General features: G+C 71.7%; 18 protein-coding genes and 1 pseudogene. 6 read left to right on the top strand and 13 right to left on the bottom strand.

Going from position 1 to position 25814, the window contains the following annotated elements:
* Both ACKUB9_RS29520 and ACKUB9_RS29515 read right to left on the bottom strand, forming a co-directional pair.
* Positions 1 to 1861, bottom strand: a pseudogene (locus tag ACKUB9_RS29520) (hypothetical protein); the annotation flags it as partial.
* Positions 1862 to 2472: 611 nt separating this feature from the next.
* A complete protein-coding gene (locus tag ACKUB9_RS29515) occupies positions 2473 to 3591 on the bottom strand; it encodes a PA0069 family radical SAM protein (protein WP_407529111.1) in 1119 nt (372 codons plus the stop codon).
* A gap of 112 nt (positions 3592 to 3703) precedes the next feature.
* On the opposite strand from ACKUB9_RS29515, the gene ACKUB9_RS29510 reads away from it, so the two are divergent.
* Positions 3704 to 4225 carry a hypothetical protein gene (locus tag ACKUB9_RS29510; protein WP_407529110.1) on the top strand — a complete coding sequence of 174 codons (522 nt, stop codon included), beginning with the start codon at positions 3704 to 3706 and terminating at the stop codon, positions 4223 to 4225.
* A 23-nt stretch (positions 4226 to 4248) separates the two neighbouring features.
* On the opposite strand, the gene moaB is transcribed toward ACKUB9_RS29510, so the two are convergent.
* The gene (gene moaB / locus ACKUB9_RS29505; RefSeq protein WP_407529109.1) at positions 4249 to 4791 is read right to left on the bottom strand and encodes a molybdenum cofactor biosynthesis protein B; all 543 of its coding nucleotides are present in this window, start codon (positions 4789 to 4791) and stop codon (positions 4249 to 4251) included.
* Between the two features lie 326 nt (positions 4792 to 5117).
* Between moaB and ACKUB9_RS29500 the strand changes: the two genes are divergently transcribed.
* Both ACKUB9_RS29500 and ACKUB9_RS29495 read left to right on the top strand, forming a co-directional pair.
* Positions 5118 to 5507: a hypothetical protein gene (locus ACKUB9_RS29500; RefSeq protein WP_407529108.1), complete on the top strand. Its 390-nt coding sequence runs from the start codon at positions 5118 to 5120 to the stop codon at positions 5505 to 5507.
* A complete protein-coding gene (locus tag ACKUB9_RS29495) occupies positions 5507 to 6763 on the top strand; it encodes a hypothetical protein (protein WP_407529107.1) in 1257 nt (418 codons plus the stop codon). The genes ACKUB9_RS29500 and ACKUB9_RS29495 overlap by 1 nt, the downstream gene beginning before the upstream one ends.
* 96 nt (positions 6764 to 6859) lie before the next feature.
* Here the strand turns inward: ACKUB9_RS29495 and ypfJ are convergent, their stop codons facing one another.
* Together ypfJ and ACKUB9_RS29485 are read right to left on the bottom strand one after the other, a co-directional pair.
* The gene (ypfJ, locus tag ACKUB9_RS29490; protein ID WP_407529106.1) at positions 6860 to 7759 is read right to left on the bottom strand and encodes a KPN_02809 family neutral zinc metallopeptidase; all 900 of its coding nucleotides are present in this window, start codon (positions 7757 to 7759) and stop codon (positions 6860 to 6862) included.
* Between the two features lie 131 nt (positions 7760 to 7890).
* Positions 7891 to 8766 carry a uracil-DNA glycosylase gene (locus tag ACKUB9_RS29485; protein ID WP_407529105.1) on the bottom strand — a complete coding sequence of 292 codons (876 nt, stop codon included), beginning with the start codon at positions 8764 to 8766 and terminating at the stop codon, positions 7891 to 7893.
* A gap of 212 nt (positions 8767 to 8978) precedes the next feature.
* Between ACKUB9_RS29485 and ACKUB9_RS29480 the strand changes: the two genes are divergently transcribed.
* The gene (locus tag ACKUB9_RS29480; protein ID WP_407529104.1) at positions 8979 to 10643 is read left to right on the top strand and encodes an electron transfer flavoprotein-ubiquinone oxidoreductase; all 1665 of its coding nucleotides are present in this window, start codon (positions 8979 to 8981) and stop codon (positions 10641 to 10643) included.
* A gap of 11 nt (positions 10644 to 10654) precedes the next feature.
* Here ACKUB9_RS29480 and ACKUB9_RS29475 read toward each other — a convergent pair whose 3' ends face one another.
* A complete protein-coding gene (locus tag ACKUB9_RS29475; RefSeq protein WP_407529103.1) occupies positions 10655 to 12724 on the bottom strand; it encodes a methyl-accepting chemotaxis protein in 2070 nt (689 codons plus the stop codon).
* 382 nt (positions 12725 to 13106) lie between these two features.
* On the opposite strand from ACKUB9_RS29475, the gene ACKUB9_RS29470 reads away from it, so the two are divergent.
* Entirely contained in the window at positions 13107 to 14984 is a 1878-nt protein-coding gene (locus ACKUB9_RS29470; RefSeq protein WP_407529102.1) for a tetratricopeptide repeat protein, read from the top strand.
* 190 nt (positions 14985 to 15174) lie between these two features.
* Complete coding sequence (locus tag ACKUB9_RS29465; protein WP_407529101.1) at positions 15175 to 16056, top strand: 4-(cytidine 5'-diphospho)-2-C-methyl-D-erythritol kinase; 882 nt, start codon at positions 15175 to 15177, stop codon at positions 16054 to 16056.
* Positions 16057 to 16102: 46 nt separating this feature from the next.
* Here the strand turns inward: ACKUB9_RS29465 and ACKUB9_RS29460 are convergent, their stop codons facing one another.
* From ACKUB9_RS29460 to ACKUB9_RS29430, 7 genes are all read right to left on the bottom strand, one after another.
* A complete protein-coding gene (locus tag ACKUB9_RS29460) occupies positions 16103 to 16561 on the bottom strand; it encodes a CCDC90 family protein (RefSeq protein WP_407529100.1) in 459 nt (152 codons plus the stop codon).
* A gap of 269 nt (positions 16562 to 16830) precedes the next feature.
* Positions 16831 to 17349 carry a hypothetical protein gene (locus ACKUB9_RS29455; protein WP_407529099.1) on the bottom strand — a complete coding sequence of 173 codons (519 nt, stop codon included), beginning with the start codon at positions 17347 to 17349 and terminating at the stop codon, positions 16831 to 16833.
* 115 nt (positions 17350 to 17464) lie between these two features.
* Complete coding sequence (locus ACKUB9_RS29450) at positions 17465 to 19390, bottom strand: PhoX family protein (protein ID WP_407529098.1); 1926 nt, start codon at positions 19388 to 19390, stop codon at positions 17465 to 17467.
* A gap of 130 nt (positions 19391 to 19520) precedes the next feature.
* Positions 19521 to 20558, bottom strand: a complete 1038-nt coding sequence (locus ACKUB9_RS29445; protein ID WP_407529097.1) for a polyprenyl synthetase family protein — start codon at positions 20556 to 20558, stop codon at positions 19521 to 19523.
* A 118-nt stretch (positions 20559 to 20676) separates the two neighbouring features.
* Positions 20677 to 21294, bottom strand: coding sequence for a TetR/AcrR family transcriptional regulator (locus tag ACKUB9_RS29440; protein WP_407529096.1), 618 nt, complete (start codon positions 21292 to 21294; stop codon positions 20677 to 20679).
* A 57-nt stretch (positions 21295 to 21351) separates the two neighbouring features.
* Positions 21352 to 24540, bottom strand: coding sequence for an efflux RND transporter permease subunit (locus tag ACKUB9_RS29435; protein WP_407529095.1), 3189 nt, complete (start codon positions 24538 to 24540; stop codon positions 21352 to 21354).
* A gap of 19 nt (positions 24541 to 24559) precedes the next feature.
* Positions 24560 to 25660, bottom strand: a complete 1101-nt coding sequence (locus ACKUB9_RS29430) for an efflux RND transporter periplasmic adaptor subunit (protein WP_407529094.1) — start codon at positions 25658 to 25660, stop codon at positions 24560 to 24562.
* Positions 25661 to 25814: the final 154 nt, after the last annotated feature.

Here is a 25814-nt window from a genome sequence, read left to right as displayed (position 1 = left end):
CGGTCACGCCGGTGGCCGCGGCGTAGGTCGCGCCGCCCCCGAGCGCCGCCGCGGTGGTCGTGCCGAGCGTGCCGAGGGTCGCGGTGTTGGCGACGAGTTGCTGGTTGGTGGCGAAGAGCTGGCCGCCGTTGACGGCATCGGTCGAGTTCGCCGCGAGCCCGCCGGCCGCGACGCCCGTGATCTGACGGCTGCCCGCCGTGCCGGCCACGCTCACCACCGTGCCGCCGGTCGCGGCGCCCACGGTGATCGGCGCATTCGGCCCGCCCTGCTGGACCAAGCCGCTCTGGCCGTTCTGAAGTGCCGCGATGCTGTTGGCGTTGGTGGTCGTGCGGTTGTCGAGGTTGCCCAGCGCGCCGCCGACATCGGTGAACTGCGCGCCGCTGCCGAAGGTGTAGGTCGGCCCCGTGAAGGTGCCGGTGGCCGTGTTGTAGGCGGCCCCGCCGCCGAGGGCGGTCGCGGCCGCCGCGACGGCGTTGCCGGTCGTGGTGACGGCCTGGTTGGTGGCGAAGAGCTGCGAGCCGTTCACGGCGTCGGTCGAGGCTGCGGAGAGCGTGCCTGCACCGACGTTGACGATGCGGCGCTCGCTGCCCGCGGCGCCGACGGACACCGTGTTGGCCTGAGTGGCCACCGAGCCCTGGCCCAGCGCGACGGAGCCCTGCGCCGCAGCGAGCGCGCCCTGACCGAGCGCGGTCCCGTTCGCGACGTTGGCCAGCGCGCCCTGGCCCACCGCCGTGGCGTTGGTCTGGCCCGCCCCGGTCGCGCCGGCCTGAGCCCCTCCGCCGAGCGCCGTCGTCCCCGCGTTCGTGAACCCGTTGCCGATGGCGCCGCCGGCCGCAGCACCGGCACCGATCGCGACGCTCCGCGTGCCGGTGGCCCGCCCGTCGGTGCCGACGACGAGGGCACCTTGGGCCGTCGCCGCATTCCGCGCGCCGACGGCGATCGCGTCGTCCCCGGTCGTCGTTGCCTGGAAACCCAACGACGTCGCGCTCGATCCCGCCGCGGCCGCCGCGTTGCCGATCGCGGTCGCGTTCTGGCCGCCCGCGACCGCGCCGAACCCGCCTGCCGCCGCATCCTGCCCCGTTGCGGAGGGCTGAGCGCGGCCGTTGGAATTGTTCGCACGGAAGGGATCGACCGCACCCGCGACCGCGGCATCGAGCTGGGCGACGTTGACGGCGTCGGTGCCGGCGGTGCCGGCGGCCAGGTCCACGATCTGGCGCTGCCCGCCTGCGGCCGTCGTGCCCACCGAGACGGTGTTCGCCCGGTCCGCCTGCGCGCCCTGGCCGAGCGCCACCGCTCCCGCCGCGGTCGCCTGCGCGCCCTGGCCGAGCGCCGTGCCGTTCAGGATATTGGCGGTCGCCCCCTGACCGAGGGCCGTCGCGTTATCCTGACCGGCCGCTTGAGCGCCCGCCTGCGACCCTTGGCCGATCGCCGTCGTGTTGCTGTTCTGGAAGGACGTTCCCGGGATGACGCCGTCGATGCCCCGCCCCGGACCTGGACTCGCATTGAAAGGATTCGCGCCGGAAAAAGCGCGCCCTCCGATCGCAAGCGTATTCTGCCCAATGGAATACGCGTCCTTGCCGTATGCGGTCGCGTAGAGTCCCAGCTGCGTGAATGACGTTCCGTACGCTGTTTCGCTGCGGTAGGGCAGATTGAGCGCCGTGGCACACTGATCAGTACCCGGAATGTAGAAGAAGCCGAGGCCGTAAGTAGTGCAAACGCGAACATACTCGACGGGCGCGGCATTCGTATGTGTATACGATGTCATACTGAGAGCGAATACAGCAGTAACGATCGCTGCATTTGAAAGCAGGACATGGCGCCTGGATCGTGTATTGATTCGCGAAGAGTATTCAGCGAACATGACTTTGCCCCACCTGTCCCTTTGCGGACTCATCGACGAATCGCTTCGACCTGCTTGCAGCAAGCAAGCTTAGCCGTCCATCACTTGATCCGCGATGCCGAAGTGATCGCGCAAATTGGTCTATCATCTGAAATCCGCAGGACGTGTTAAATCTGCGACACGGATATTGCTTGGGAATTTCTTTCAATCGAGCGGATCGTCATGGTGATTTCTTCAAGGTGGATGTACTTCAGAGATAAATTCAATCAATATCTATGTCACATGCGTAATCAGAGAAGGTTTTTATTTCAATAAAAGAATGCAAAAAGCGTATGTCTGCGGAAGCTAGGCGAGAAATTTTTTCAAATCGATATCACGCTTGTTCGGTGTCGCGGCCCTATCCGAACGCGAGCCACGATTGTGATCGGTTCGCTTCTCAGAAGAGCGGGGTATAATGAGGTCTATCTCCGATCTGTCTGGGACGATTGGAGGTTCCTCTACGGAGCTGATCCTGAGCGCACGCGCGGAGCGACCGACTCTCATCCTGCCGGACCGGCGCGCCCTGCCGGCCGAATGCCGCGACGGCCTCACCGCCGCCGGCCGCGATGCCCAGGATCCGGTCTGTACCGGCGCTAGAACAGGCTGTACTGCGCCCCCTCCCGCCCCGGCATCGCGAAGAGGTCGGTGCGCAGGGGAAGGCATGCCTCTCCGTAGCCGAGCCGCCGGGCGGCCTGCCGGACGCGGTCGGCCAGCAGGGCCGCGTAGGGGCCGGTGCCGGTGAAGCGGGTGCCGAAGGCGGGATCGTAGACCCGGCCCCCGCGGGCCTCGGCGAGGAGCGCGAAGGCGCGGGCGGCGCGCTCGGGGTAGTGCGCGGCGAACCAGTCGCGCATCAGGTCCGCGAGCTCGTGCGGCAGGCGCAGGAGCACGCTGCCGGCCGCGCGCGCGCCGGCCTCCCGGGCGCGGGCGAGCACCGCCTCGATCTCGTGGTCGTTGAGGCCCGGGATCACCGGCGCCATCAGCACCAGCGCGGGCACGCCGGCCGCCGACAGGCCCCGGATCGCCGCGAGGCGCTTCTCGGGACGCGGGGCGCGCGGCTCCATGCGGCGCGCCAGCACCGGGTCGAGGGTCGTGACCGACACCGCGACCTGCACGAGGCCCCGCGCCGCCATCGGCGCCAGCAGGTCGAGGTCGCGCAGCACGAGGTCGGACTTGGTGACGATCCCGACCGGATGGTTGAAGCGGGCGAGCACCTCCAGCACCGCGCGGGTGAGGCGGTGGCGCCGCTCGATCGGCTGGTAGGGGTCGGTGGCGGTGCCGAGGGCGATCACCCGCGGGCGGTAGCCCTTCGCCGAAAGCTCGCGCTCCAGGAGCGCGGCGGCGTTCGGCTTGGTGAACAGCTTCGTCTCGAAGTCGAGCCCCGGCGAGAGCCCCGCATAGGCGTGGTTCGGCCGCGCGAAGCAGTAGACGCAGCCGTGCTCGCAGCCGCGATAGGGGTTGATCGAGCGGTCGAAGCCGATGTCGGGCGAATCGTTGCGGGTGATGATGCTGCGCGCGCGCTCCGCCGTCACCTCGGTGCGCAGGGGCGGCAGGTCGTCCTCGCGCTCCCAGCCATCCGCGAAGATCTCGCGGCGGGCGGGCTCGAAGCGCCCGGTCGGGTTGGCGGTGGCCCCGCGCCCGCGGCGGCGCTCGGGCGGCGGCGTGGCGGCCGCGAGGCGCGGACCGGCGCCATCCGTATCCCGTCCTTCCGCCAAGACCCCTCCCCCGGCATCGCCAGCACCGCAAAGACTGGAACAAAACAGGAACATTGGCAAGTGCCGCCGATCGAGGCAGGACGGGCTGCCGCGCTTGCGCTAAGGGCGCCGGATGATCACGGCCGTCGTGCACGTCACGGGAGCGGAGGGACCCGGCGCCATCGAGGCGCTGGCCGACACCCTGTCGGCCCTGGTGTCCGGGGTGGCGGCCGGCTTGGTGGGCGACGCGGTGATCGTCGCCGACAATCCCGCCGACCGCGACCTCGCCGTGATGGCCGACAGCACCGGGGCGGTGCTGGCGGCGCGCGGGGCGGATCCCTGGACCTCCGCCGCCGCCCTGGCGCGGCGTCCCTGGCTCCTGTGCCTGGAAGCCGGCGACGTGCCGGCCGAGGGCTGGGTCCGCGCCCTCGACCGCTTCACCGGGACCGCGCCGCCCGAGGTGGCGCTGGGCCGCCTGCCGCGCCCGCACGCGCCCTGGACCGCCCGCCTTGCCGCGCGGGCCGAGGCCGCGCTCAGCCGCGCCCGGCGGGTGCGGGCCGGGGATGTGGTGCGGCGCGAGGCCCTGGCGGCCGGGCTCCCGCTGCGGCGGGCGCTGCGGATCCGGCGCCTCGGCGTCGGTCTCGTCCGTGCGTGAGCGGCGGGCGCCCGCCGACCGCCTCAGGCGCCCCGCTTCAGGTGCTCGTCGAGGCGCGGCATGATCTCGACGAAGTTGCAGGGACGGTGGCGGTAGTCGAGCTGGGCGGCCAGGATGCCGTCCCAGGCGTCGCGGCAGGCGCCCGGCGAGCCCGGCAGGACGAAGACGTAGGTCGCCCCCGCGACGCCCGCGGTCGCCCGCGACTGCAGGGTCGAGGTGCCGATCTTGTCGTAGGAGATGCGGTGGAAGATCGCCGAGAAGCCGTCCATGCGCTTCTCGAACAGCGGCTCCAGCGCCTCGGGCGTCACGTCCCGGCCGGTGAAGCCGGTGCCGCCCGTGGTGATCACCACGTCGATGCCGGGATCCGCGATCCAGGCCTGCACCTGCCCGCGGATCGCCGCGACCTCGTCCGGCACGATCGCCCGCGCGGCGAGCGCGTGGCCGGCCTCGCCCAGGCGTGCGGCCAGCGTGTCGCCCGAGCGATCGTCCGCGGGCGTGCGGGTGTCGGAGACGGTGAGCACCGCGATCCGGAGCGGGATGAACGGGCGGGCGGCGTCGAGGGGCATGGCGGATCTCGTGATGGATCGGAGCGCGAGGAGTCCTTCTGCCGTGCAATCCCGCGAATGCCTACCTGGCCGGGTCGGCGGAGGATCCCTGTGCCGCGTCACGCGGCCCGAGCGGACTCGGTCAGGCTCGGGCGGTCCGGCGTGCGACGCTCCACCTCGCCGACATCTCGGTTCGCCCGCATCGGCACAAGGACGGTCCGTTCCCGGAGGGTATTCGCCTGTATTTTCTGCTTTCCTGGGAATTTTTACCAGCAAGTACACGCATTCGTGTGTATCGGGCTCCGCCGCATTTGGGCATGTTTGCTTGGATTCGATGGGGGTGCAAGATGACGACGAATCGCCAGGAGGATGACCAAGTCCGTGATGTTCTTCTTGAAGTGGTCGACGGTGCGGATGCGCTGGATGAGGACACGCTTGCGGCGATCGCGCGGGGCGAGCCTGTCCATTACGACGTCGACGACACGGGGGCGGCCTACGACCTGACGCAGCTCGTGAGCTTGTTGCAGATCTACGTTCCCATCATCGCCGGCATGGTCAGCATCGCCAAAGGACTTTATGATCTCTACGTCGCCGGGCGGGCGAAGAAGCCGACGGCCGAGGAGATCGTGGACGCGTTCGTGGCCAAGTATGGCGTGCTTCCGGACGAATGGAAGGAGCAGCTTCCTCGGATAGCCCGGGCCGTCGCCGCCCGGAATGCCGACAGAGAGCCAGGATAGTGCTCTGGCATCCGAAATCGTTCTATCCCGTCCGCAACCTGCTGTTCGGCGTCGTGTGCCTCGTGGCCGATGCGGGGCCTGTCATCGTGCTCGTCCCGTCGCTGCTGCAGGCGACCGGCCGCGACGCCGTGATCGTCGTCGCAGCCGTTGCGGCCATGCTGGGGTCGGCGATCGTGGCCCAGGTCAATCTCCGCACGGCGTTCAACCTGCGCGGTCTGCGTGGTCTCGTCGAAGCGCGCGACCGGATCGAGGTTTTCACGGTCGGCGACTACCTCAAGCGGATCGACCTCGTCGCTGCCCCGCCGGTCGAGCGGTTCGGTCGCCGGTTGAACCCCGACTATCGCATCCTGCGATTGCCGCGCCGGGCCGGGTACAGCGCGTACCAGTACGCGCCTCAGCGATCCTTCATCCTCGTGCCGTTCCGGCCGGATGAGATGACGCTCGGCCGGCTCTCCGGCCTTCTTCACGAGATGGGGCACATCGGCCTGCGCAATTGGCTGACGGCGACCGCCTACGCCAATTACCGCATCGGACCCGAGCCGGCGCAGGCCGGGCCGGGCCGGGATGCGGATGGCGGGCATCTCCGCTGGTTCAGGGATGAAGGGCGCAACATCAAGCGGCGCCTCCTGCGCCTGCAGGCGATGGAGACGGCGATGGCCTTCGCCGCCATCCAGCTGTTCCTGCGCGACATCGGCCCCGTGGAGGGTACGGTTCTGATGATGTTCGTCGCCGTTTCCGGCTACTTTCGCGTGGTCAACGCACGTGTCGAGGCGGAGATCGAAGCGGACCACTATCAATGGTTCGCACTGTCGCGGATTCAGTCGATCCGCGGGTATCGCCCGCTGCCGGGCGGCCGCGCCACGGGGACCGGCCTGGCGGCACCGATCCGGGACGAGTTCCTGGCCGAGCCCGAGAACTGGCAGCGCAACCGGACGCTCGATGTGATCCGTGGCGACGCCGCGCGCGGCCATGTCGGGCCGGCGGACGCCTATCTCTGGTGCGGAGTTTTCCGGACCGCCACGGTCTGGGCGGTCCTGCGCATCGTGCTCGCCGTGTCCGCCGCCGTCTTCGTCGGCGCGCGCGCGATCGTGGTCGCGCCGCCGCTCCTGCTCGGCTACGCCGTGGCCTGTGGGCTGCTGATCGCCTGGAGCGTCCAGGCGCGCCATACCAGTCTGCGGCGGCTCGAAGAGGCGATCGCCGCGCGTGCGGAGACGCGCGAAACCTCTGGATTGCAGCCGTCCGCAGCCCATCCGTGAGCATCGTATCAGGTCCGACCGACGCCGGAGCCGTGCGCGGCCGGCCCGATCCCGATCGTGGCTCCGCCGCCTCGTCCGCGGCGCGCCGGTCCGCCGCTACAGCTGCGCCGCCCGGAAGGTGTCGCAGGACTGCGTCTGGCCGCTGCGGTAGCCGGTCTGGAACCAGCGCATGCGCTGGGCCGAGGAGCCGTGCGTGAAGGAATCCGGCACGGCGTAGCCCTGGCTCTGCTTCTGCAGCCGGTCGTCGCCGATGGCGCTCGCGGCCTGCAGGGCCTCCTCGATGTCGCCGGGTTCGAGGGAGTTGAAGCGCTCGTCGGAGTTCTTGGCCCAGACGCCCGCGAGGCAGTCGGCCATCAGCTCGACCCGGACCGAGAGGCGGTTCGACTCGCGCTCGTCCACCTGCTGCTGGCGCCGCTGCACCTTGGGCAGGATGCCGAGCACGTCCTGGATGTGGTGGCCGACCTCGTGGGCGATCACGTACGCGTAGGCGAAGTCGCCCTTCACCTTGAACTTCTGCTCCATCTCCTTGAAGAAGGTCGTGTCGAGATATACCTTCTTGTCGAGCGGGCAGTAGAACGGGCCCATGGCGGCCCGCGCCATGCCGCAGCCGCTGCGGGTTCCGCCCTGGTAGAGCACCATGGTGGTCGGCGTGTACTGGCGCCCGGTCTGGTTCGGCAGCACCTGCTTCCACACGTCCTCGGTGTTGCCGAGAATCGCGGCGGCGAAGCGCCCCGACTGGTCGCTGGGCGGGCCGGTGCGGCGCTGCGCCCCGTCCGGGGCCTGCCGCTCCTCCTGGCGGGGCCGGTTCACCATCTCGGCGCCGCCGATCAGGATCGCCGGGTTGATGCCGGTGACCCAGCCGATGATGCACAGGATCACGATGGTGCCGATGCCGAGGCCGCCCGCCCCGCCGCCCGGGAAGCCGAATCCGCCGCCGCCGCCCTCGCCGCGCCGGTCTTCCACGTTCTCGGAGGCCCGAAAGTCTTCCCAGCGCATGTCCTGTCCACCCGTCTCGCCCGCACACGGCTACGCGCGCCGCCCCGCGGGCTCAAGAGTAATCGACGCCGCCCCGCACGGTTCCGCTTGAGCGCCGTTCGCAGCCGCGGGCGCGGTTCGGCGAATGGCGCTCAGGAGCCGGTATCCAGCGCCGCCCGCAGCGCCCGGAAGTCCCGCCACGCGAGGCGCTTCTGCAGGGGCTGGCGCAGCAGGTAGGCCGGATGCAGCGTGGCCAGCAGCCGGATCTCGCGCGTGCCGGTCCGGTAGGGGAAGAAGCGCCCGCGCGACTTCAGGATGCCGTCCTTGGTGCCGGCCAGCGCCTGGGTGGCGACGCCGCCGAGGCAGACCAGGATGTCCGGGTCGGCGAGCGCGATCTGCCGCTCGATGAACGGCTTGCAGATCGCGATCTCCTGAGGCGTCGGGCTGCGGTTGCCCGGCGGGCGCCAGGGCACGACGTTGCCCACGTAGGCGTTGGTCCGGTCGAGGCCGATCGCCGCCATCATCCGGTCGAGGAGCTGCCCCGAGCGGCCCATGAAGGGCTTGCCGACCCGGTCCTCGTCGGCCCCCGGCGCCTCGCCCACGAACATCACCCGGGCCTGCGGGTTGCCGTCCGCGAAGACGAGGTTCTTGGCGGTGAAGCGCAGCGGGCAGCTCTCGAAGCGCGCGAGCAGCGCCTGCAGCTCGTCGAGGGAGGCGGCGGTGCGGGCAAGCTCGCGGGCGTCCCCGGCCGCCTCGTCGGGCGCGGCGGCGGCGGAGCGGCCGAAGGTGCTGGACCGGGCGGCCGGCGCGGGCTGCGACCGCGCAGGCGCGGGCCGCGCGGAGTCCGGCCGCCGCAGGGGCTCGGGCGCGGCCGGCTCCGGCTCAGCCCGTGCCGTCTCGGCCCGTGCCGGCCGCAGGCTCTCGGCGAACCGGTCGTGCGGCGCCTCGTCGAGCACCGCGTCCACGCCGGCCGCGACGTGGAAATCGAGGTAGGAGAGGAGGTCGCGGCGGTCGGTCTCGTCGGTCATGGGAGGTGATGTGGCGAGGGCGGGGCCTGTGGACAATCGCCGGGCGGGTCCGCGCCGTGCGGCACGGGCGCCCGGGGGGACCATACTGGGTGCTTGCGCCCGGGGACATGCCGTCGCACGGTTCGCAGATTGGAACCGCTTGAGCGTGCCCTAGATCGTTTATATGTGAACGATCGGAGCCCACCACGGGCGCGGCGCCAGGGAGGACGCGGATGGAGTTGCCGGAACGCGAGGCGATGGACTTCGACGTGGTCGTCGTCGGGGCTGGACCGGCCGGGCTCGCGGCCGCCATCCACCTGAAGCAGCTCGCCGCGGAGGCCGGCTCCGAGGTCTCGGTCGTCGTGGTGGAGAAGGGCGGCGAGGTCGGCGCGCATATCCTGTCGGGCGCGGTCATCGACCCGATCGGCCTCGACCGGCTGCTGCCGGACTGGCGCGAGGACCCCGACCGCCCGCTCAAGACCGAGGTGGTCAAGGACGAGTTCATGTTCCTCGGGCCGGCCGGGGGCATCGCCCTGCCGAACGTCGCCTTCCCGCGGCTGATGTCGAACCATGGCAACTTCGTCGGCTCGCTCTCGAACGTGACGAAGTATCTCGGCCGCAAGGCGGAGGAACTCGGGGTCGAGATCTATCCGGGCTTCCCGGCCGCCGAGGTGCTCTACCGCGAGGACGGCGCGGTGGCGGGCGTGGCCACCGGCGACCTCGGCGTCGCCCGCAGCGGCGAGCCGCGCGACGACTTCACCCGCGGCATGGAGCTGCGCGCCCGCTACACGGTGTTCGCGGAGGGCGCACGCGGCTCGCTGACCAAGCGCGTCATCGACCGCTACAAGCTCAACCAGTATTCCGACCACCAGAAGTACGGGCTCGGCGTCAAGGAAGTGTGGCAGGTCAAGCCGGAGAAATTCCGGCCGGGGCTGGTGCAGCACACGATGGGCTGGCCGCTGCCGAACAAGGCCGGCGGCGGCTCCTGGCTCTACCACTTCGACGATCACCTCGTGTCGGTGGGCTTCGTCACGCACCTGAACTACGAGAACCCGACCCTGTCGCCGTTCGAGGAGTTCCAGCGCTTCAAGACCCACCCGATGATCCGCGAGGTGTTCGAGGGCGCCAAGCGCATCGGCTACGGCGCGCGCGCCATCATGGAGGGCGGCTGGCAGTCGGTGCCCAAGGTCGTCTTCCCGGGCGGCTGCCTCGTGGGCGACTCGGCCGGCTTCGTGAACGTGCCGCGCATCAAGGGCTCGCACAACGCGGTCCTGTCGGGGATCCTCGCCGCGCGGGCGATCCAGGCCGCTCTGGCGGCGGGGCGCGGCCACGACGAGGTGGGCGAGTACGAGGCGGGCTGGCGCGACAGCGAGATCGGCTACGACCTCAAGCGCGTGCGCAACGTCAAGCCGCTGTGGTCGCGCTACGGCACCCTGGTCGGCGTGGGCTTAGGGGGCCTCGACATGTGGCTCAACGAGCTCGCCGGCCTGTCGCTGTTCGGGACGCTCAAGCACGGCAAGCCGGACTACGCCTGCACCAAGCCCCTCAAGGACGTGACGCCGATCAAGTATCCCAGGCCCGACGGGGTGCTGACCTTCGACCGGCTCTCCTCGGTCTACCTGTCCAACACCAACCACGAGGAGGATCAGCCGGTCCACCTCCAGGTCAAGGACCCGGACCTGCAGAAGCGCTCGGAGCACGACGTGTTCGGCGGTCCCTCCGCCCGCTACTGCCCGGCCGGCGTCTACGAGTGGATCGAGGAGGGCGGCGCTCCGCGCTACCAGATCAACGCGCAGAACTGCGTCCACTGCAAGACCTGCGACATCAAGGATCCGAACCAGAACATCAACTGGGTGACCCCGGAGGGGCCGGGCGGGCCCAACTACGTCAACATGTGACGCGCCCGCCCTCAGGCGGCGCGCACCTCCGCCAGGAATCGCGCCACCTCCTCGGCCAAGTGCCCGGACTGGCCCGAGAGGCCGGAGGCCGAGGCGAGCAGCCGCTCGGCGGCCCGGCCGGTCAGCTCGGCCGCCTCGGCCACGCCCGCGATCGTTTCGGTGACGTCCGCGGTGCCCTGCGCCGCCTGGGCGACGCTGTGGACGATCTCGCGCGTCGCCGCCCCCTGCTCCTCCGCGGTGGCCGCCGCCACCGTGGAGACGTCGTTGACCTCGCCGATCCGCCGGGAGAAATCCTCGATCGCCGCGACGGTCTGGCCGGTCAGGTCCTGGATCCGCCCGATCTGACCCTGGATCCGGTCGGTGGCGGCGGCGGTCTGGGTGGCGAGCGCCTTGACCTCGGCGGCCACCACCGCGAAGCCGCGGCCGGCCTCGCCGGCGCGTGCCGCCTCGATGGTGGCGTTGAGCGCCAGCAGGTTCGTCTGGCCGGCGATCGACGAGATCATCACGATCACGCTGCCGATGTCCGCCGCCTCGGTGCTCAGCTCCTTGACCAGCGCCGCCGAGCGCGCCGCCTGCGCCACCGCGGCGTCGGCGAGCCCCGCCGAGAGGCTGGCCTGCCGGCCGATCTCCAGCGCGGAGGCGCCGAGTTCCTCCGCGGCGCTGGCCGCCGCCCCGACATTCGCGGCGGCCTCCTCGGCGGCGGTCGACACGCTCGCCGCCTGCGCGGCGGTCTGGGTGGCCGCGCCGGCCATGCCCTGCGCGGTCTCGCGCAGGTGCGCCGCCTCCGCGGCGACGGTGGCGAGCATGCCCCCGACCGCCGTCTCGAACCGGTCGGCGAGGTCGCGCATGGCGGCGGCGCGCTGGGCCTGCGCCCCCGCGCGGGCGGCCTCGGCCTCGACTTCCAGGGCGCGGGCGTGGATCAGGTTGCGGCGGAAGAGCTGCATCGCCTCCGCCATCGCGCCGAGTTCGTCCCGGCGGCCCGTGGCGGGCACGGGCGCGTCGAGGTCGCCCTGCGTCAGGCGCCGCATCGCCTCGCTCATCCGGGCGAGCGGGCGCGTCACCGTGCGGGCGAGGACCACGCCGCCGCCGAGGGCCGCGGCCAGCGCGAGGGCGAGGCCGGCGAGCGCGAGGGCGAGCACCCGCTCGCTGGCCTGCGTCTCCCGCGCCACGGCGGCGCGCACGTCGGCGGTGGCGATCTTCTGGGCCTGGACCAGGGCGGCGATCACCTCGCTGGCGCGCCCGAACCACACCTCCGCGCTGGCCGGATAGGCGGCGCCCTCGGCGCCCGCCCGGTAGAGCCCGGCGCGCAGGGTCTCGAAGGGATCGAGCAGGCGGGTGGCCGCCGCGAGCGCCCCGCGGAAGTCCGGGCTCAGTGCGGCCTCGGCGCTGGCCGCGAGGGAGAGCGCGGCATCCACCCGGCCGCGATAGGCCGCGAGCGTGCGGATCTGCTCCACGCTCAGCCGCTTCGCCCCGGCGATCAGCCCGTTGAGGCTGCCGCGCTCGCGCCCGGCGAACTCGCTCGCCTCCCACAGCGCCCGCTTGGCGTCGAGGCCCTCGACCACCGTGAGCGGCAGGGCGCCCGAGAGGCCGGTGCGCACGGCGTTGGCCAGGTCCCGCTCCCGCATGATCAGGGCGGTCACGTCCGGGAACCACGCCGCCGCGATCTGCGGGTCGGCGGCGCCGCCGAGCGCCCGGTCGGCCCGCTCGCGCAGGGCCGCGAGGTCCCGCTGGCCGGCCCGCACGCGCTCCGCCGCCTGCCCGAGGGCGCCGCCCGCCGGGGCGTCGAGGCGCGCCAGCGCGCTCGCGAGATGCCGGTCGCCGTCCCGGCGCAGGGCCGCCAGCGCCCCCCGCTGCTCGGGCGACGGCGCGCGGCCGGCCGTCAGCCAGCCGTTCGCCATGCCGCGCTCGGCCGCGAGCGCGGTCGCGGCGTCCATCAGCGCGTCGGTCACCGCGTTCGCCTCGGCGGCCCGCCGCATCGCCTCGGCCTGCCGCATCGCCTCGGCGACGTGGTAGCCCGACAGGGCCAGGAGCAGGATGACGAAGAGGCCGAGGACGGCGAAGATTCTCGTACGGAGAGACATGGACCGCAAGCTCGCGTGGAACGTGCAGGAACTATCCAACATGCGTTAGAAATGACCTAATGCGAGCTGCCGGTAATACGCAGGTTCTACTCTGCCGTATTCTTGGGCACTCTGATCATCGCGTGAGCGATCGAAGCCGCCGGGACGACCGGCCGCGCCGGTCGGTCGCCACGGTGGCCGATGCGGCGGTGAGCCGCCGCCCGGGCCGCGGCCGGTACGAGCGCCGGCGCACCGACCGGGTGCCCGCCCCGTGCCGCGGGGGGCGCGGCCACATCGCCGCCCCTGTTTGGTCTTGCCGCTGCCCCCGGCCCGGTCCAATGTCGCGGCCGATTGCCCGCCGGCCGGCTCGCTTGGCCGCAGGGCCGATGGAGCCGTCGCTTTGGTGCCCACGACCCGATTCCTTCCGCTCCGCCGCGGGGCGGCCCTGCCGCTCCGCCGCGGGGCCGCCCTCGCCCTCGCCCTGCTCGTCGCGGCACCCGCTCCCGTGCTCGCCGCCCGGCTGTCGCCCCGCGACGTCGCCGCGCCCACCTACGAGCCGGCGGATTCCCTCGAAGGCAACTTCCTGGCCGCCTACATCGCGGGCGCATCCCGCGACACCGCCGCCGCCGCGACCTACTATCGCGAGGCGGTGAAGGGCGATCCCCGCAATGCCGAGTTGCTGGAGCGCTCCTTCGTGGCGCTGCTCGCGGACGGCGCGGTGCCGGAGGCCTTCCGGGCCGCCGAGCGGCTGACCGCCCGCGACGCCTCGAACGGCCTCGCGCAGCTCACCCTTGGCGTCCAGAAGCTCAAGGCCAAGCAGTACGCCGCCGCGCGCCAGAACCTGCAGCGCGGCGGGCGGGGCGCGGCCGCCGACCTCACCTCGACGCTGCTCACCGCGTGGTCCTACGCGGGCGAGAACCAGGGGCGGAAGGCCTTCGAGACCATCAACCGGCTGCGCGGCGAGCGCTACTACAACGTCTTCCGCGACTACCACGCCGGCCTGATCGCCGTGCTGGTCGGCGACAAGGCGGAGGCCGAGCGCCGGCTCAAGGCGGCCTACGAGGCGGACCGCAACACCCTGCGCATCGTCGACGCCTACGCGCGCTTCGAGGCCGATTCCGGTCGGCCCGACCTCGCGGTGGCGGCCTACGAGGCGTTCGACGCCATCCTGCCGCGCCACCCGATCGTGCGCGACGCCCTCGACAAGCTCAAGGCCGGCAAGGCGCTCGGCCCGCTCATCGCCTCCGCCCAGGAGGGGGCCGCCGAGGTGCTGTACGGGCTGGGCTCGGCCGGGACCTCGCAGGGCGACGAACTGCCCGCCGTGGTCTACCTGCGGCTCGCCCTCTACCTCGCCCCCGAGCACCCCCTCGCGGTCCTGACGCTGGCCGACACGCTGGAGCGCATGAAGCGCCCCGAGCGCGCCAACGAGATCTTCGCGCGCATGCCGGCCGGCTCGCCCCTCAAGCTCAACGCCGACATCCAGATCGGCCTCAACCTGGAGCAGATGGGCAAGGGCGACGAGGCCATCGCGCATCTCGATCAGGTCGCCAAGACCTACCCGAACGACATCGACGTGATCTCGGCGCTGGGCAGCGTGCAGCGCTCGCGCAAGAAGTATGCGGAATCGGCCGAGACCTACTCCAAGGCGATCTCGCTGATCGGCAAGGAGCCCGAGCGCAACCACTGGACGCTCTACTACTACCGCGGCACCGCCTACGAGCGCGCCAAGGAATGGTCGAAGGCCGAGGCCGACCTGAAGAAGGCCCTGGAACTGGTGCCCGCGACCCAGCCCAACGGCCGCGCGCAGGTCCTGAACTACCTCGCGTATTCCTGGGTCGACCAGAATACCAACATCGACGAGGCGTTCCGCATGCTCAAGCAGGCGGTGGACCTCCAGCCGCGCGACGGCATGATCATCGACAGCCTCGGCTGGGCCTATTACCGGCTCGGGCGCTGGGACGATGCGGTGCGCGAACTGGAGAAGGCCGTCGACCTGAAGCCGGGCGACCCCACCATCAACGACCACCTGGGCGACGCCTACTGGCGCAGCGGCCGGCGGCTCGAAGCGAAGTTCCAGTGGCAGCACGCCAAGGACCTCAACCCCGAGCCGGAAGACCTCGCCAAGATCGACGAGAAACTCAAGAACGGCCTGCCCGAGCCCGACAAGCCCGCCGCCACCGCGGAGAGCCGCCCGACCCCCGACCAGCCCGAGATGCCCAAGGGCGCCCCGGTACCGAGCGACCCGCCGGCGATGGGGACGGAGCCGAAGAGCGGGGGCTGAAGCCCACCCGCCCGCACGCGACCGTTGCGAACCCCTCTCTCCGCCCGGGAGAGGGGTTTTCGTCCGTCCGGAGCAGGATCCGATCACGCTGCCGTCGGATCCTGCTCCAGGTCTTTGACTCTGCCGCATGTTCTACGACGAGCCGGCATCCGCTCCGTCGGAGAATGCTCCAGACAGATCCAGGTCTCCGGTGTCCCCCCTCGTCACCCGCGCGCCCGCCAAGATCAACCTGACCCTGCACGTCCTCGGCCGGCGGCCCGGGGACGGCTACCACGCCCTCGAGAGCCTCGTGGTGTTCGCGGGCGTCGGCGACACCCTGCGCCTCGATCCCGGCCCCGCCCTCGACCTCGCGGTCTCGGGGCCGACCGCCGGACCGGCGGGCCCGGCCGGCGACAACCTCGTGCTCAAGGCCGCCCGCCGCCTCGCGGAGGGCGTGCCGGGCCTCGCGGTGGGGCGCTTCTCGCTCCTCAAGCGTCTCCCCGTGGCGGCCGGCATCGGGGGCGGCTCGTCGGACGCGGCCGGCGCGCTGCGCCTGCTGGCGCGCCTCAACGCGCTCGCGCCCGACCACCCGGCCCTGCTCGCGGCCGCGCGCGCCACCGGGGCGGACGTGCCGGTCTGCCTCGATCCCCGCGCCCGGATGATGCGCGGCGCGGGCGAGGCGGTGGGGCCGGCGATCCCGCTGCCCGCCCTGCCCGCCGTGCTGATCAACCCGGGCGTGCCGGTCGAGACGGCGCCGGTCTTCCGGGCGCTCGGCCTCGCGGTCGGCCAGACGAACCCGGCCGCCGCGGTGCCGCATCCGCCGGTCGAGGGCGTGCGCGACCTGTCCGACCTCCTCGACCGGATCGGCCCGGCCCGCAACGACCTCGAAGCCCCTGCCCTGACGGTGGCGCCGGTGATCGGCGCGACGCTGGCGGCGTTGCGCGCGCAGGAGGGCTGCCGGCTCGCCCGCATGTCGGGCTCGGGCGCCACGGTGTTCGGGCTCTTCGCCCACCGCAGCGCGGCCGCCCGCGCCGCCCGCGCCATCGCGGCCGCCGCGCCCGGCTGGTGGGTGCGCGCGACGCTGCTGCGGTGAGGCCGCGCGCGACCGGTGCCCCGGTCGGGGCGGAAGAGGAGTCGGCTTAGCGAAGGGGAACGTACCGCATCGCCGCGATGAGGATGCCGGCCAGCGCGATCAGCATGGCGCCGAGCTTGATCGTCATGCGCTGTTCGAGGAGCTTCATCTCCGCCCGCAGGTCGTGCGATTCGATCTTCATCTCGGATTGGATGCCGCGAAACCCGGACTCTGTCTCGGACCGGACGCTGCGGAACTCGGACTCCATCTCGGATCGAACCTTGCCGAACTCCATCGCCATCTCGGACCGGACGCCGCGGAATTCGGCGGTCATCTCGGTCCGCAGGCGCTCGATGTCGGCCTTCGTGGCCGCCTCGGAGGCGCGGATGTCGGCCTTCGTCGCGAGATCGCCCTGGACGGCCTCCGCGATCGCGTCCGCGAAACCCTCCGCCTGCTCCGGCGACAGCTTGGCCTTCTCCCGCAGGGTGCGCGCGAGCTTCAAGGTATCGAAGGCGACGGAGGTCATGCGGATCCTTATAGCGCGGCCGGACCTCCGGCGACAGCGAGGACGGCCGCCTCGCCGGGCGGATGGGTGCGGGCGACGCACAGGTACGGTGAAATTCCGGTCGGGCGATGTCCGACGGATTGATCTCGGGACGGGCGCGCCCTTAGTATAGGGAGCGCGAGAGACCGAGATGCGCGAAGGGCTGGATCATGTCGGGCTGGACCATCATCATCAAGTGACCCTGGGGCCGTTCGGGCCGGGATGCCCCGCCTCCGTGGCCTGGGCCGCCGTCACAACTCCGCTTTCAGCTGCATCGCCAGTCCCTGCAGTTCGTCTTGAAGGTCGAACGGGATCGACAGCACCGAGAGCTTCCGCTTGAGCGGCAGCGACGTGAAGGCGTCGGTCTTCATGAAACTCACGACATCGTCGATGATGCGCGCTCTGGCGTCGAACATGATGATCCGGCGGGCCACGCGCGAGTCGACATACGAGATGTCGTCGGTCAGGTTTCCGATGATGACGTGATGGCCGGACGAGAAGATCAGGATTTTGTATTTCGGATCATTTCGGAGCGCCTCTTGCAGGAAGAGGCGCGTCTCGTGGGTGTAGTTCCTGGCGTGCATGTCCGACGTCAAGGTGATCTCGATCTTCAGGGCGCTGCGTAGCCGCCTCTTCTTGCGGTAGGCATTCCAGAATGCGACCACGAGGGCGGTGACGACCGCGACCTCGATCTTGACGGCCGCATCGGCGTTGAGGAGTTTGCCCGAGAGATCGGTCAGGATATCCGAGTCGATGTGAGGAAGAGCCATGAGGCAACGGCCGCCGGCCGGATGGCCCGTCGATGCCTCAAGTCTAGATGCTTCATGACCTTAGGTCAAAAAATTAACGCGGGCCGTCGGCGGTGGACGGCGGGCGCGCCCTGCCTCACCCGATCTTCCCGCCCCCCTTGCGGGTGAGCGCCACCACGGCCGGGCGCGGCGGGCAGCCTTCCGCGAAGTCGGGCCAGCGGGTCGCGGGCGTCTCGTAGGTGGAGGGCGCGGCGGGGTCGTCCGACTCGCCGGGATGCTGGACCGCGACGAACAGGGTCTCGTCGTCGGGCGTGAAGCACGGCCCGCACAGCTCCGCCCCCACCGGCACCCGGTAGAAGTGCCGCGAGGTGCCCCGGCGCGGCCCCTCGGTCTCGATCGCCCACAGGCCGTCCGACCGGCCGGTGGAGCGGCGGGAATTGCCGTCGGTGCTGATCCAGAGCCGGCCGCGGGCATCGACCGCGCAATTGTCCGGCATGCCGAAATACCCGTCCGGCGTGGTCGCGGCCGAGAAGGTGGCGCCGGATTCCGGCAGGCCGCAGCGCACCAGCACCTCCCAGCGGAAGCTGTTGTCCGCGTGGTCGCCGCCCTCGGGGGTGATCTCGATGATGTGCCCGAACAGGTTCTTGGCCCGCGGGTTGGCGGGGTCGGTCTCCTCGGGCTTGCGGCCCGGGTTGCCGGTGAGCATCACGTAGACGCGGTTCGTCGCCGGGTTGGCCTCGATGTCCTCCGGGCGGTCCATCCGGGTCGCGCCGACGCAGCGCGCGGCGCGGCGGGTCTCGATCAGTACGTCGGCCTGGCTCGCGAAACCCGCGGCCGCGTCGAGCCCGGTCTCGCCGTGCACCAGCGGCAGCCAGCGGCCGGTGCCGTCGGGGTCGAAGCGCGCCACCGACAGGATGCCGGCATCGAGCAGGTCGCGGTTGGCGGCCCGGTCCGCCGGATCGACCCGCCCCTCGCTCACGAAGCGGTAGACGTGCTCGAAGCGCTCGTCGTCGCCGAGATAGACCACGTAGCGCCCGTCGCGGTTGACGAGGCCGGCCGCGCCCTCGTGCTTCATGCGCCCGAGCGCCGTGCGCTTCTTCGGGACCGAGAGCGGATCGTGGGGGTCGATCTCCACCACCCAGCCGAAGCGGTTCGGCTCCTGGGGCGTGCGTTCGAGGTCGAAGCGGGCATGCTCGCGGCCCCAGCCGTAGAGCGGCGTGCCCATGCCGTAGAGCGCCGCGTTGCGCGCCTCGGGATGCCCCTCGGGCAGGCGGCCGAGGAAGTAGTAGTGGATGTTCTCCTCGCCCGAGAGCCACGTGCCCCAGGGGGTGACGCCGCCCGAGCAGTTGTTGATCATGCCGCGCACCTGCCGGCCGGTCGGGTCCTCGGCGGTGCGCAGCCGCGGGTGGCCGGCGGCCGGGCCGGTGAGCGTCATCGGCGTCTCGGCGGTGATGCGCCGCGTGTAGGGCGAGCCGACGACCGGGCGCCAGCGCCCGCCCTCGCGCGCGATCTCGACCACGCTGCCGCCGTGGGCGGCCATCTCCACCGCCAGCTGCGCGGGGCTGAGCGCCACCGGCCCGGACCGGCGGTTGATCGCGCCGAGTCCCGGGAACATCAGTTCGACGTTGGTGTACTCGTGGTTCACCACGAGCAGCCCGCGGTCGCCCGCGGTCCCGAGGGGGATGAAGCCCACGAAGTCGTTGTTGTAGCCGAATTGCCGCGCCTGGGCGGCGGCGCTCTGGTTCTGCGGGTCGAAGGGCGGGCTGTCGGGAAACAGCGGGTCGCCCCAGCGCAGCAGGATCTCGGCCGCGTAGCCCTCCGCGACGTGGTGCGTGGCATCGACGCCCGCCGCGAGTTCGGGGAAGTCGAACGCGCCGGCCGCCGGGGCGGTGCTGCTCTTCGCGGTGGTGCTCTCGGCGGCGGTGCTCTCGGCGGCCTCCGCCGGCCCGAGTCCGAGGGCCGCGAGCGCGGCCGCGGCGAGCGGCCCGCGCATCAGGTCGCGCCGGCTCAGGCGGCGGGCGATGATCTCGCCCATGGTCGGGCCGGGGGACGGGTCGGACATGGATCGCGAGCCTTGAAATCGTCGCTCCCGGTCCGCCGGTCGCGACCGCCCGATCGGGCAGGACGCGCCTCGCGGAGCCGGGCTGCGCGCCCTGCCTAGCCGGTATCGATGGCGCCCGCGTGACGGTGCGTCAATGCGCCCGTGCGATGCAGAAATCCACGGCCTGGAGCAGCGCCCGCTTCATCGGCGCGTCGGGGAAGAGCGCCAGCGCGTCGCGGGCGATCGCCCCGTAATGGCGGGCGCGCTCGATCGTGTCCTCCAGCGCCCGGTGGCGGCGCATGATGCCGATGGCCGTGTCGAGGTCGCGGGCCTCGTCGATCTCGCCCCGCTCCAGGGTGCGGCGCCAGAACTCCCGCTCCTCGGCGGTGCCGCGGCGGAAGGACAGCACGATCGGCAGGGTGATCTTGCCCTCGCGAAAATCGTCGCCGACGTTCTTGCCGAGGTCGGCGCTGGTGCCGCCGTAATCGAGGGCGTCGTCCACGAGCTGGAAGGCGACGCCGAGGTTCATGCCGTAGCTGCGGCAGGCGGCGGCCTCGGATTTCGGGCGCCCGGCCAGCACCGGCCCGACCTCGCAGGCGGCGGCGAACAACTCGGCGGTCTTGGCGCGGATCACCGCGAGGTACTCGTCCTCGGTCGTCTCGGTGTTCTTGGCCGCGCCGAGCTGCATCACCTCGCCCTCGGCGATCACCGCGGCGGCCGAGGAGAGGATGTCGAGGGCGCGCAAGGACCCCACCTCGACCATCATCTTGAAGGCCTGCCCCAGCAGGAAGTCGCCGACGAGCACGCTCGCCTGGTTGCCCCACTTGATGCGCGCCGCCACCCGCCCGCGGCGCATGTCGCTCTCGTCCACCACGTCGTCGTGGAGGAGCGTCGCGGTGTGCATGAACTCGACGCTCGCGGCGAGCTTCACGTCCCCGTCCCGGCCGCTCTCCGCGGACCCGTAGCCGCAGAGCTGCGCGGTGGCGAGCGTGAGGATCGGCCGCAGGCGCTTGCCGCCCGAGGCGATGAGGTGGTTGGCGACCTCCGGGATCATCGCGACCTCGGAGCCGGTGCGCGACAGGATCATCGCGTTCACCCGGTCCATGCCGCCCGCCACCAGCGCGACGAGGTCGTTGAGGCTCGCCTCCGGATCGGAGGGTTTCTCTTCGAAGGGAAGGACGACGCCCACGCGCGCGCTCTCTCCTGGTTGCCAGGGGCCGCCGGCCACGATCCGGGGCGTGAGGCCCCCTTTGCACGCGTTCCGCCGCCGCGGCAACACGCAAGCTTGCCGCAAGGGCGGACCGGCCTCAGCGCGCCCGCAGGCCCGCGAGCAGGAAGGCGGTCATCTGTTCGAGGGTGGGGCCGGCCTCGTCGGCGCATTGCGCGATCAGGGCCGGGTGGCAGAAGCGCACCATCGCCGCGTGGACGCAGCGCGCGGCCACCATCGGGTTCTCCACGGCGAACTCGCCGGATTCCGCCCCCTCGGCCACGAGGCGGCAGAGCAGGCGGTCGACGGCCTCGATGTGGCGGTGGATCACCTCCCAGCTCTCCGCCATCGCCACCTCGACCATCTCGTGCATGCGGCGGTTGGCGGTGAATTGCTGTTCGCTCATCCGGTGGATGGCGGCCACGAAGGCGCGCAGGCGCTCGGCCGCCGGCAGGTCGGCCTGCGCGACGATCCGCTCCAGCTCCGCCTCGATGTCGCCGAGCAGCCGGTCGGCGACCGCCTCGTTGAGCGCCTTCTTCGAGGGGAAGAACCGGTAGACGTTGCCGGGGCTCATGCGCAGGACCGAGGCGATGTCCGCCACGGTGGTCTTGCGGTAGCCCATGTCGCGGAAGAGGCGCTCCGCGATGGCGAGGATGCGGCAGCGCAGGTCGCTGCCGGCGGGGGCCGTCGTGTCCCGGGTGGGGTTCTGCATCGTCATGGCGGGTCAACGGCTGGGCGGGTCAGCGATCGGACGGATCGACGCGTCGGGCGGTCCTCATTCGGCCGCGATCGCCAACGGCACCACAGTCTCATGCACGTCCTCGGGTTGTCCACCCTCGTCCAGGCGGCGGCGGTACCACCACGCATAGAGGGCCGGGAAGAAGAACAGGGTCAGGAAGGTCGCGACGAACAATCCCCCCATGATGGTGATCGCCATCGGCCCCCAGAAGGCCGAGCGCGTCAGCGGGATCATCGCCAGGATCGCGGCGAGCGCGGTGAGCACCACGGGCCGGGCGCGCCGCACGGTGGCCTCGACGATGGCCTCGCCGCGCGGGTGGCGGCCGGCCGCGACGTCGGCCTCGATCTGGTCGACGAGGATCACGGCGTTGCGCATGATCATGCCGGCGAGCGCGATCAGGCCGAGCAGCGCCACGAAGCCGAAGGGCATGCCCGCGAGGTTGAGGCCGAGCGAGGCCCCGATCAGCCCGAGCGGGGCGGTGAGGAAGACGAGGATCAGGCGCGAGAAGCTCTGGAGCTGGATCATCAGGAGCGTCAGCATCGCCAGGATCATCACCGGGAAGAGGATGAACAGCGAGGCGTTGGCCTTGACGGATTCCTCCACCGCGCCGCCGATCTCCAGGCGGTAGCCGGGCGCCAAGCCGTCGCGGATCGGCGCGAGGGTCGGCCAGATCGCGGCCGTCACGTCGGGCGGCTGCACGCCGTCGACCACGTCCGCCCGCACGGTGATCGCCATGTCGCGGTTGCGCCGCCACAGGATCGGCTCCTCGTGCGTGGTGTCGAGGCGCGCCACCTGCGCCACCGGCACCGCCACGCCGCCGCGCGCCAGCACCGTGAGGTCGCCGATGCGGCCGAGGTCGAGCCGCTCGCCCGGCACCGCGCGGGCGACGACCCCCACCTGCTCGATCCCGTCGCGCACCGTGGTCACGGTGACGCCCGAGAGCAGCGTCTGGAGCGTCTGCGACACGTCCTGCACGTTGAGCCCGAAGGCGCGCGCCCGTTCCTGGTCGACGACGAGGCGCAGCGAGGGCGTCATCTCGTTCCAGTCGAGCTGCGCCTCCACGATCGCGCCGTTGCGCCGCACCGCGTCGCGGACCTGATAGGCGATCTCGCGCACCCGCATCGGGTCGGGGCCGACGACGCGGAACTGCACCGGGAAGCCCACCGGCGGGCCGAAGTTGAACCGGTCGACCCGCACCCGCGCCTGCGACAGCGCGCCCTCGGCCACCGCCTTCTCGATCCGCGCCTTGACCCGCTCGCGCGCGGCGACGCCGCGGGCGACGATCACGATCTCCGCGTAGGCCTCGTTCGGCAGTTCCGGGTTGAGGCCGAGCCAGAAGCGCGGACTCCCCTGCCCGACATAGGCCGTGTAGGTGGCGATGTCGGGATCGTCCTGGCCGAGCAGCGCCTCGGCCTCGCGCACCACCGCGCCCGTCGTGCCGATGGCCGAGCCCTGCGGCAGCCGCATCTGCAGGAAGAGTTCGGGGCGCTCGGAGAGCGGGAAGAACTGCTGCTGCACGTGGCCGAAGCCCACGACCGCCGCCGCGAAGATGCCGACCGTGGCCGCGATGGTGGCGAGCCGCCGCCGCGTGCAGGCCTGGATCATCCGGCGCAGGACCCGGTAGGTGCGGGTGTCGTAGATCGCGTCCGGATCGGCGTGCGCGCCGTGTCCTTGCGGATGTCCCTTCGGATGTCCCTTGGCCTGCCCCTTCGCGTGTCCCTTCGCGTGCCTCTTGGCGAGGTCCTTCGGCAGCAGCAGCACGCCGAGATAGGGGGTGAAGATCACCGCCACGAACCACGAGGCGACCAGCGCGATCGCCACCACCCAGAAGATGCCGCCCGCGTACTCGCCCACCGCCGAGTTGGCGAAGCCCACCGGCAGGAAGCCCGCCACCGTGACGAGCGTGCCGGTGAGCATCGGGAAGGCGGTGGAGTCCCAGGCGAAGGCCGCCGCGCGCAGGCGGTCGACGCCCTGCTCCATCTTCACCACCATCATCTCCACGGCGATGATCGCGTCATCGACGAGGAGCCCGAGCGCGATGATGAGGGCGCCCAGCGTGATGCGGTGCAGGTCGATGCCGAGCGCCTGCATCACCACGAAGGTGAGCGCCAGCACCAGGGGAACGGACAGCGCCACCACGATGCCGGTGCGCCAGCCGAGCGACAGGAAGCTCACCGCCAGCACGATCACCAGGGCTTCGAGGAAGGAGCGCTCGAACTCGGACAGCGCTTCGGCCACCACCTTCGGCTGGTCGGCGATCTGCGTGAGGTCGATGCCCTGCGGCACCGCCGCCATGAACTCGCGCGCGGCCGCCTCGACCCCCTCGCCGAAGGCCGTGATGTTGGCGCCGCGCGCCATGACGACGCCGATGCCGAGGGCCGGGCGGCCCATCTGGCGCACGAGGAAGTCCGGCGGATCGACGAAGCCGCGCGTCACGCTCGCGACGTCGCCCAGCCGGAAGGTGCGCCCGCCCGCCTCCACGGGCGTCTCGGCCACCGCCCGGACGCCGTCGAGGGCGCCGGTGACGCGCAGCGGAATCCGCTGGGCCGCCGTCTCGACGGTGCCGGCCGGCGTCACGGCGTTCTGGCGCCCGAGGGAGTCGAACAGGGTCTGGGGCGTGATCCCCAGCGTGGCGAGCTTGGCGTGGCTGAACTCGACGAAGATGCGCTCGTCCTGCACCCCGTAGAGATTCACCTTGACGGCGCTGTCGACCTTGAGCAGGCGCTGGCGCAGGCCCTCCGCCACCTTCTTGAGCTGCGCGTAGTCGGCCCCCTCGCCGGTCAGCATGTAGAGGATCGAATCGACGTCCCCGTACTCGTCGTTGACGGCGGGGCCGATCAGGCCGGCGGGCAATTCGCCGCGCACGTCGTCGATCTTCTTGCGGATCTGGTAAAAGAGGGCCGGCACCTGCCCGGCCGGGGTGTTGTCCCGGAAGGTGACCTGCATCGCCGCGAAGCTCGGCTTGGCGAAGGTGACGACCTTCTCGAAGTAGGGCAGCGTCTGGAGTTTTTTCTCGATGCGGTCGGCGACCTGATCCTGCATCTCGCGCGCGGTGGCGCCCGGCCAGATCGCCGTCACCACCGCGACCTTGATGGTGAAGTTCGGGTCCTCCGCCCGGCCCAGCCGCAGGAACGCGAAGGTGCCGCTCGCGGCCACCGCCAGGATCAGGAAGAGCACGACGGCCCGGTGGTGGACGGCCCATTCGGAGAGGTTGAGGCGCTTCATCGGACCGTCCTCCCGGGGCTCAGAACTGGAGCGCATCGACCACCCGCACGCGCTGGGCGGGGTCGAGCTTCTGCACGCCGAGGCGCACGATGCGCTCCCCGTCCGCGAGGCCGCCGCTCACCAGCGCGTCCTGTGCCTCGTAGGCCGCCACCGTCACGGGCTTGAGCGTCAGCGCCCCCTCCCCGTCCACCGTCCAGACCGAGGAGCCGCCGCCCTGGTTGAACAGGGCCGAGAGCGGCACCCGCACCACCCGCTCGGTCCGCGCGCCCGTCAGCGTCACGGTCGCGGTCATGCCGAGCTGCACCGCCGCATCGGCCCCGGGCAGCGAGAAGCGCGCCAGGTAGGTGCGGGTCATCGCGTCGGCCGCGGGGGCGAGTTCGCGCAGGGTCGCGCGGTAGCGCGCCCCCGGCCGCGACCACAGCCCGACGCTCGCCTCGCCCTCGCGGGCCTGCGCGACCAGGGATTCGGGGATGGCGATCACCGCCTCCTTCTCGGCGGTGCGCGCGAGCCGGATCGCCGCCTGCCCCGGGGCCACGACCTGGCCGGGCTCGACGAGGGCGGCGGTGACGACGCCGTCGGCATCCGCGGCCAGCACCGCGTACGAGACGGCGTTGCGCGCCAGCAGCAGCGCCCGCTCGGCCCGCAGCAGGCGCCCGCGCGCCTCCTCGGTCACGGCCTTCTGGCGGTCGACGGACGAGGCCGCGCTCCAGCCCTTCTCGGCGAGCGTCAGGGTGCGCTTGAGGTCGGCGTCGGCCTGGGCGAGCGAGGCGGTGGCGGCGCTCAGCTCGGCCTCCGCCTGCTCGGTCTGGAGGCGCAGGTCGACCACGTCGAGGGTCGCGAGCGGCTGGCCCGCCGTCACCGCGTCGCCCACGTTGACGAGGCGTTTTTCCACCTTGCCCTGAACCCGGAAGCCGAGGTCGCTCTCGATGCGCGGCCGGACGGTCCCGACGAAGCTGCGCGACGGCACCCGGTCCTCGAAGGCGACGCGCTGCACCAGCACGGGCCGGCCCGCGGGGCCGCCCGGGCCGGCGGCGGCCGTCTCCTCCTTGCAACCAGCAGCGAGGAGCGACGCGGCGATCACCAGCGTCGCGTTAACCGGGAATGAGGACTTGCGTGCCATCAGATCGGCTCCGGCCGAATCGAGCGCCGCCGCCGGGAGGCGCCCCGATTGCCGCATCCTCACGATAACCGGAAATTGACGATTGTCAACAATCGTCAATTTCGAGAACGACGCGCGGGCCGGAGGCTGGCGCGGCGATCCGCGCCGGGGCATG

The organism is Methylobacterium oryzisoli, from assembly GCF_046557895.1.
Lineage (GTDB): Bacteria > Pseudomonadota > Alphaproteobacteria > Rhizobiales > Beijerinckiaceae > Methylobacterium > Methylobacterium oryzisoli.
The sequence above is the reverse complement of the archived record's forward strand: the minus strand, read 5'-3'. Positions and strand labels throughout refer to the sequence as shown.

Coding starts and splice junctions, on each gene's coding strand:
- ACKUB9_RS29480 (WP_407529104.1), top strand. CDS start 8,979: ATGGAGTTGCCGGAACGCGAGGCGATGGACTTCGACGTGGTCGTCGTC.
- ACKUB9_RS29440 (WP_407529096.1), bottom strand. CDS start 21,294: ATGACGATGCAGAACCCCACCCGGGACACGACGGCCCCCGCCGGCAGC.
- moaB (WP_407529109.1), bottom strand. CDS start 4,791: ATGCCCCTCGACGCCGCCCGCCCGTTCATCCCGCTCCGGATCGCGGTG.
- ypfJ (WP_407529106.1), bottom strand. CDS start 7,759: ATGCGCTGGGAAGACTTTCGGGCCTCCGAGAACGTGGAAGACCGGCGC.
- ACKUB9_RS29450 (WP_407529098.1), bottom strand. CDS start 19,390: ATGTCCGACCCGTCCCCCGGCCCGACCATGGGCGAGATCATCGCCCGC.
- ACKUB9_RS29435 (WP_407529095.1), bottom strand. CDS start 24,540: ATGAAGCGCCTCAACCTCTCCGAATGGGCCGTCCACCACCGGGCCGTC.
- ACKUB9_RS29455 (WP_407529099.1), bottom strand. CDS start 17,349: ATGGCTCTTCCTCACATCGACTCGGATATCCTGACCGATCTCTCGGGC.
- ACKUB9_RS29510 (WP_407529110.1), top strand. CDS start 3,704: ATGATCACGGCCGTCGTGCACGTCACGGGAGCGGAGGGACCCGGCGCC.
- ACKUB9_RS29485 (WP_407529105.1), bottom strand. CDS start 8,766: ATGACCGACGAGACCGACCGCCGCGACCTCCTCTCCTACCTCGATTTC.
- ACKUB9_RS29430 (WP_407529094.1), bottom strand. CDS start 25,660: ATGGCACGCAAGTCCTCATTCCCGGTTAACGCGACGCTGGTGATCGCC.
- ACKUB9_RS29475 (WP_407529103.1), bottom strand. CDS start 12,724: ATGTCTCTCCGTACGAGAATCTTCGCCGTCCTCGGCCTCTTCGTCATC.
- ACKUB9_RS29500 (WP_407529108.1), top strand. CDS start 5,118: ATGACGACGAATCGCCAGGAGGATGACCAAGTCCGTGATGTTCTTCTT.
- ACKUB9_RS29460 (WP_407529100.1), bottom strand. CDS start 16,561: ATGACCTCCGTCGCCTTCGATACCTTGAAGCTCGCGCGCACCCTGCGG.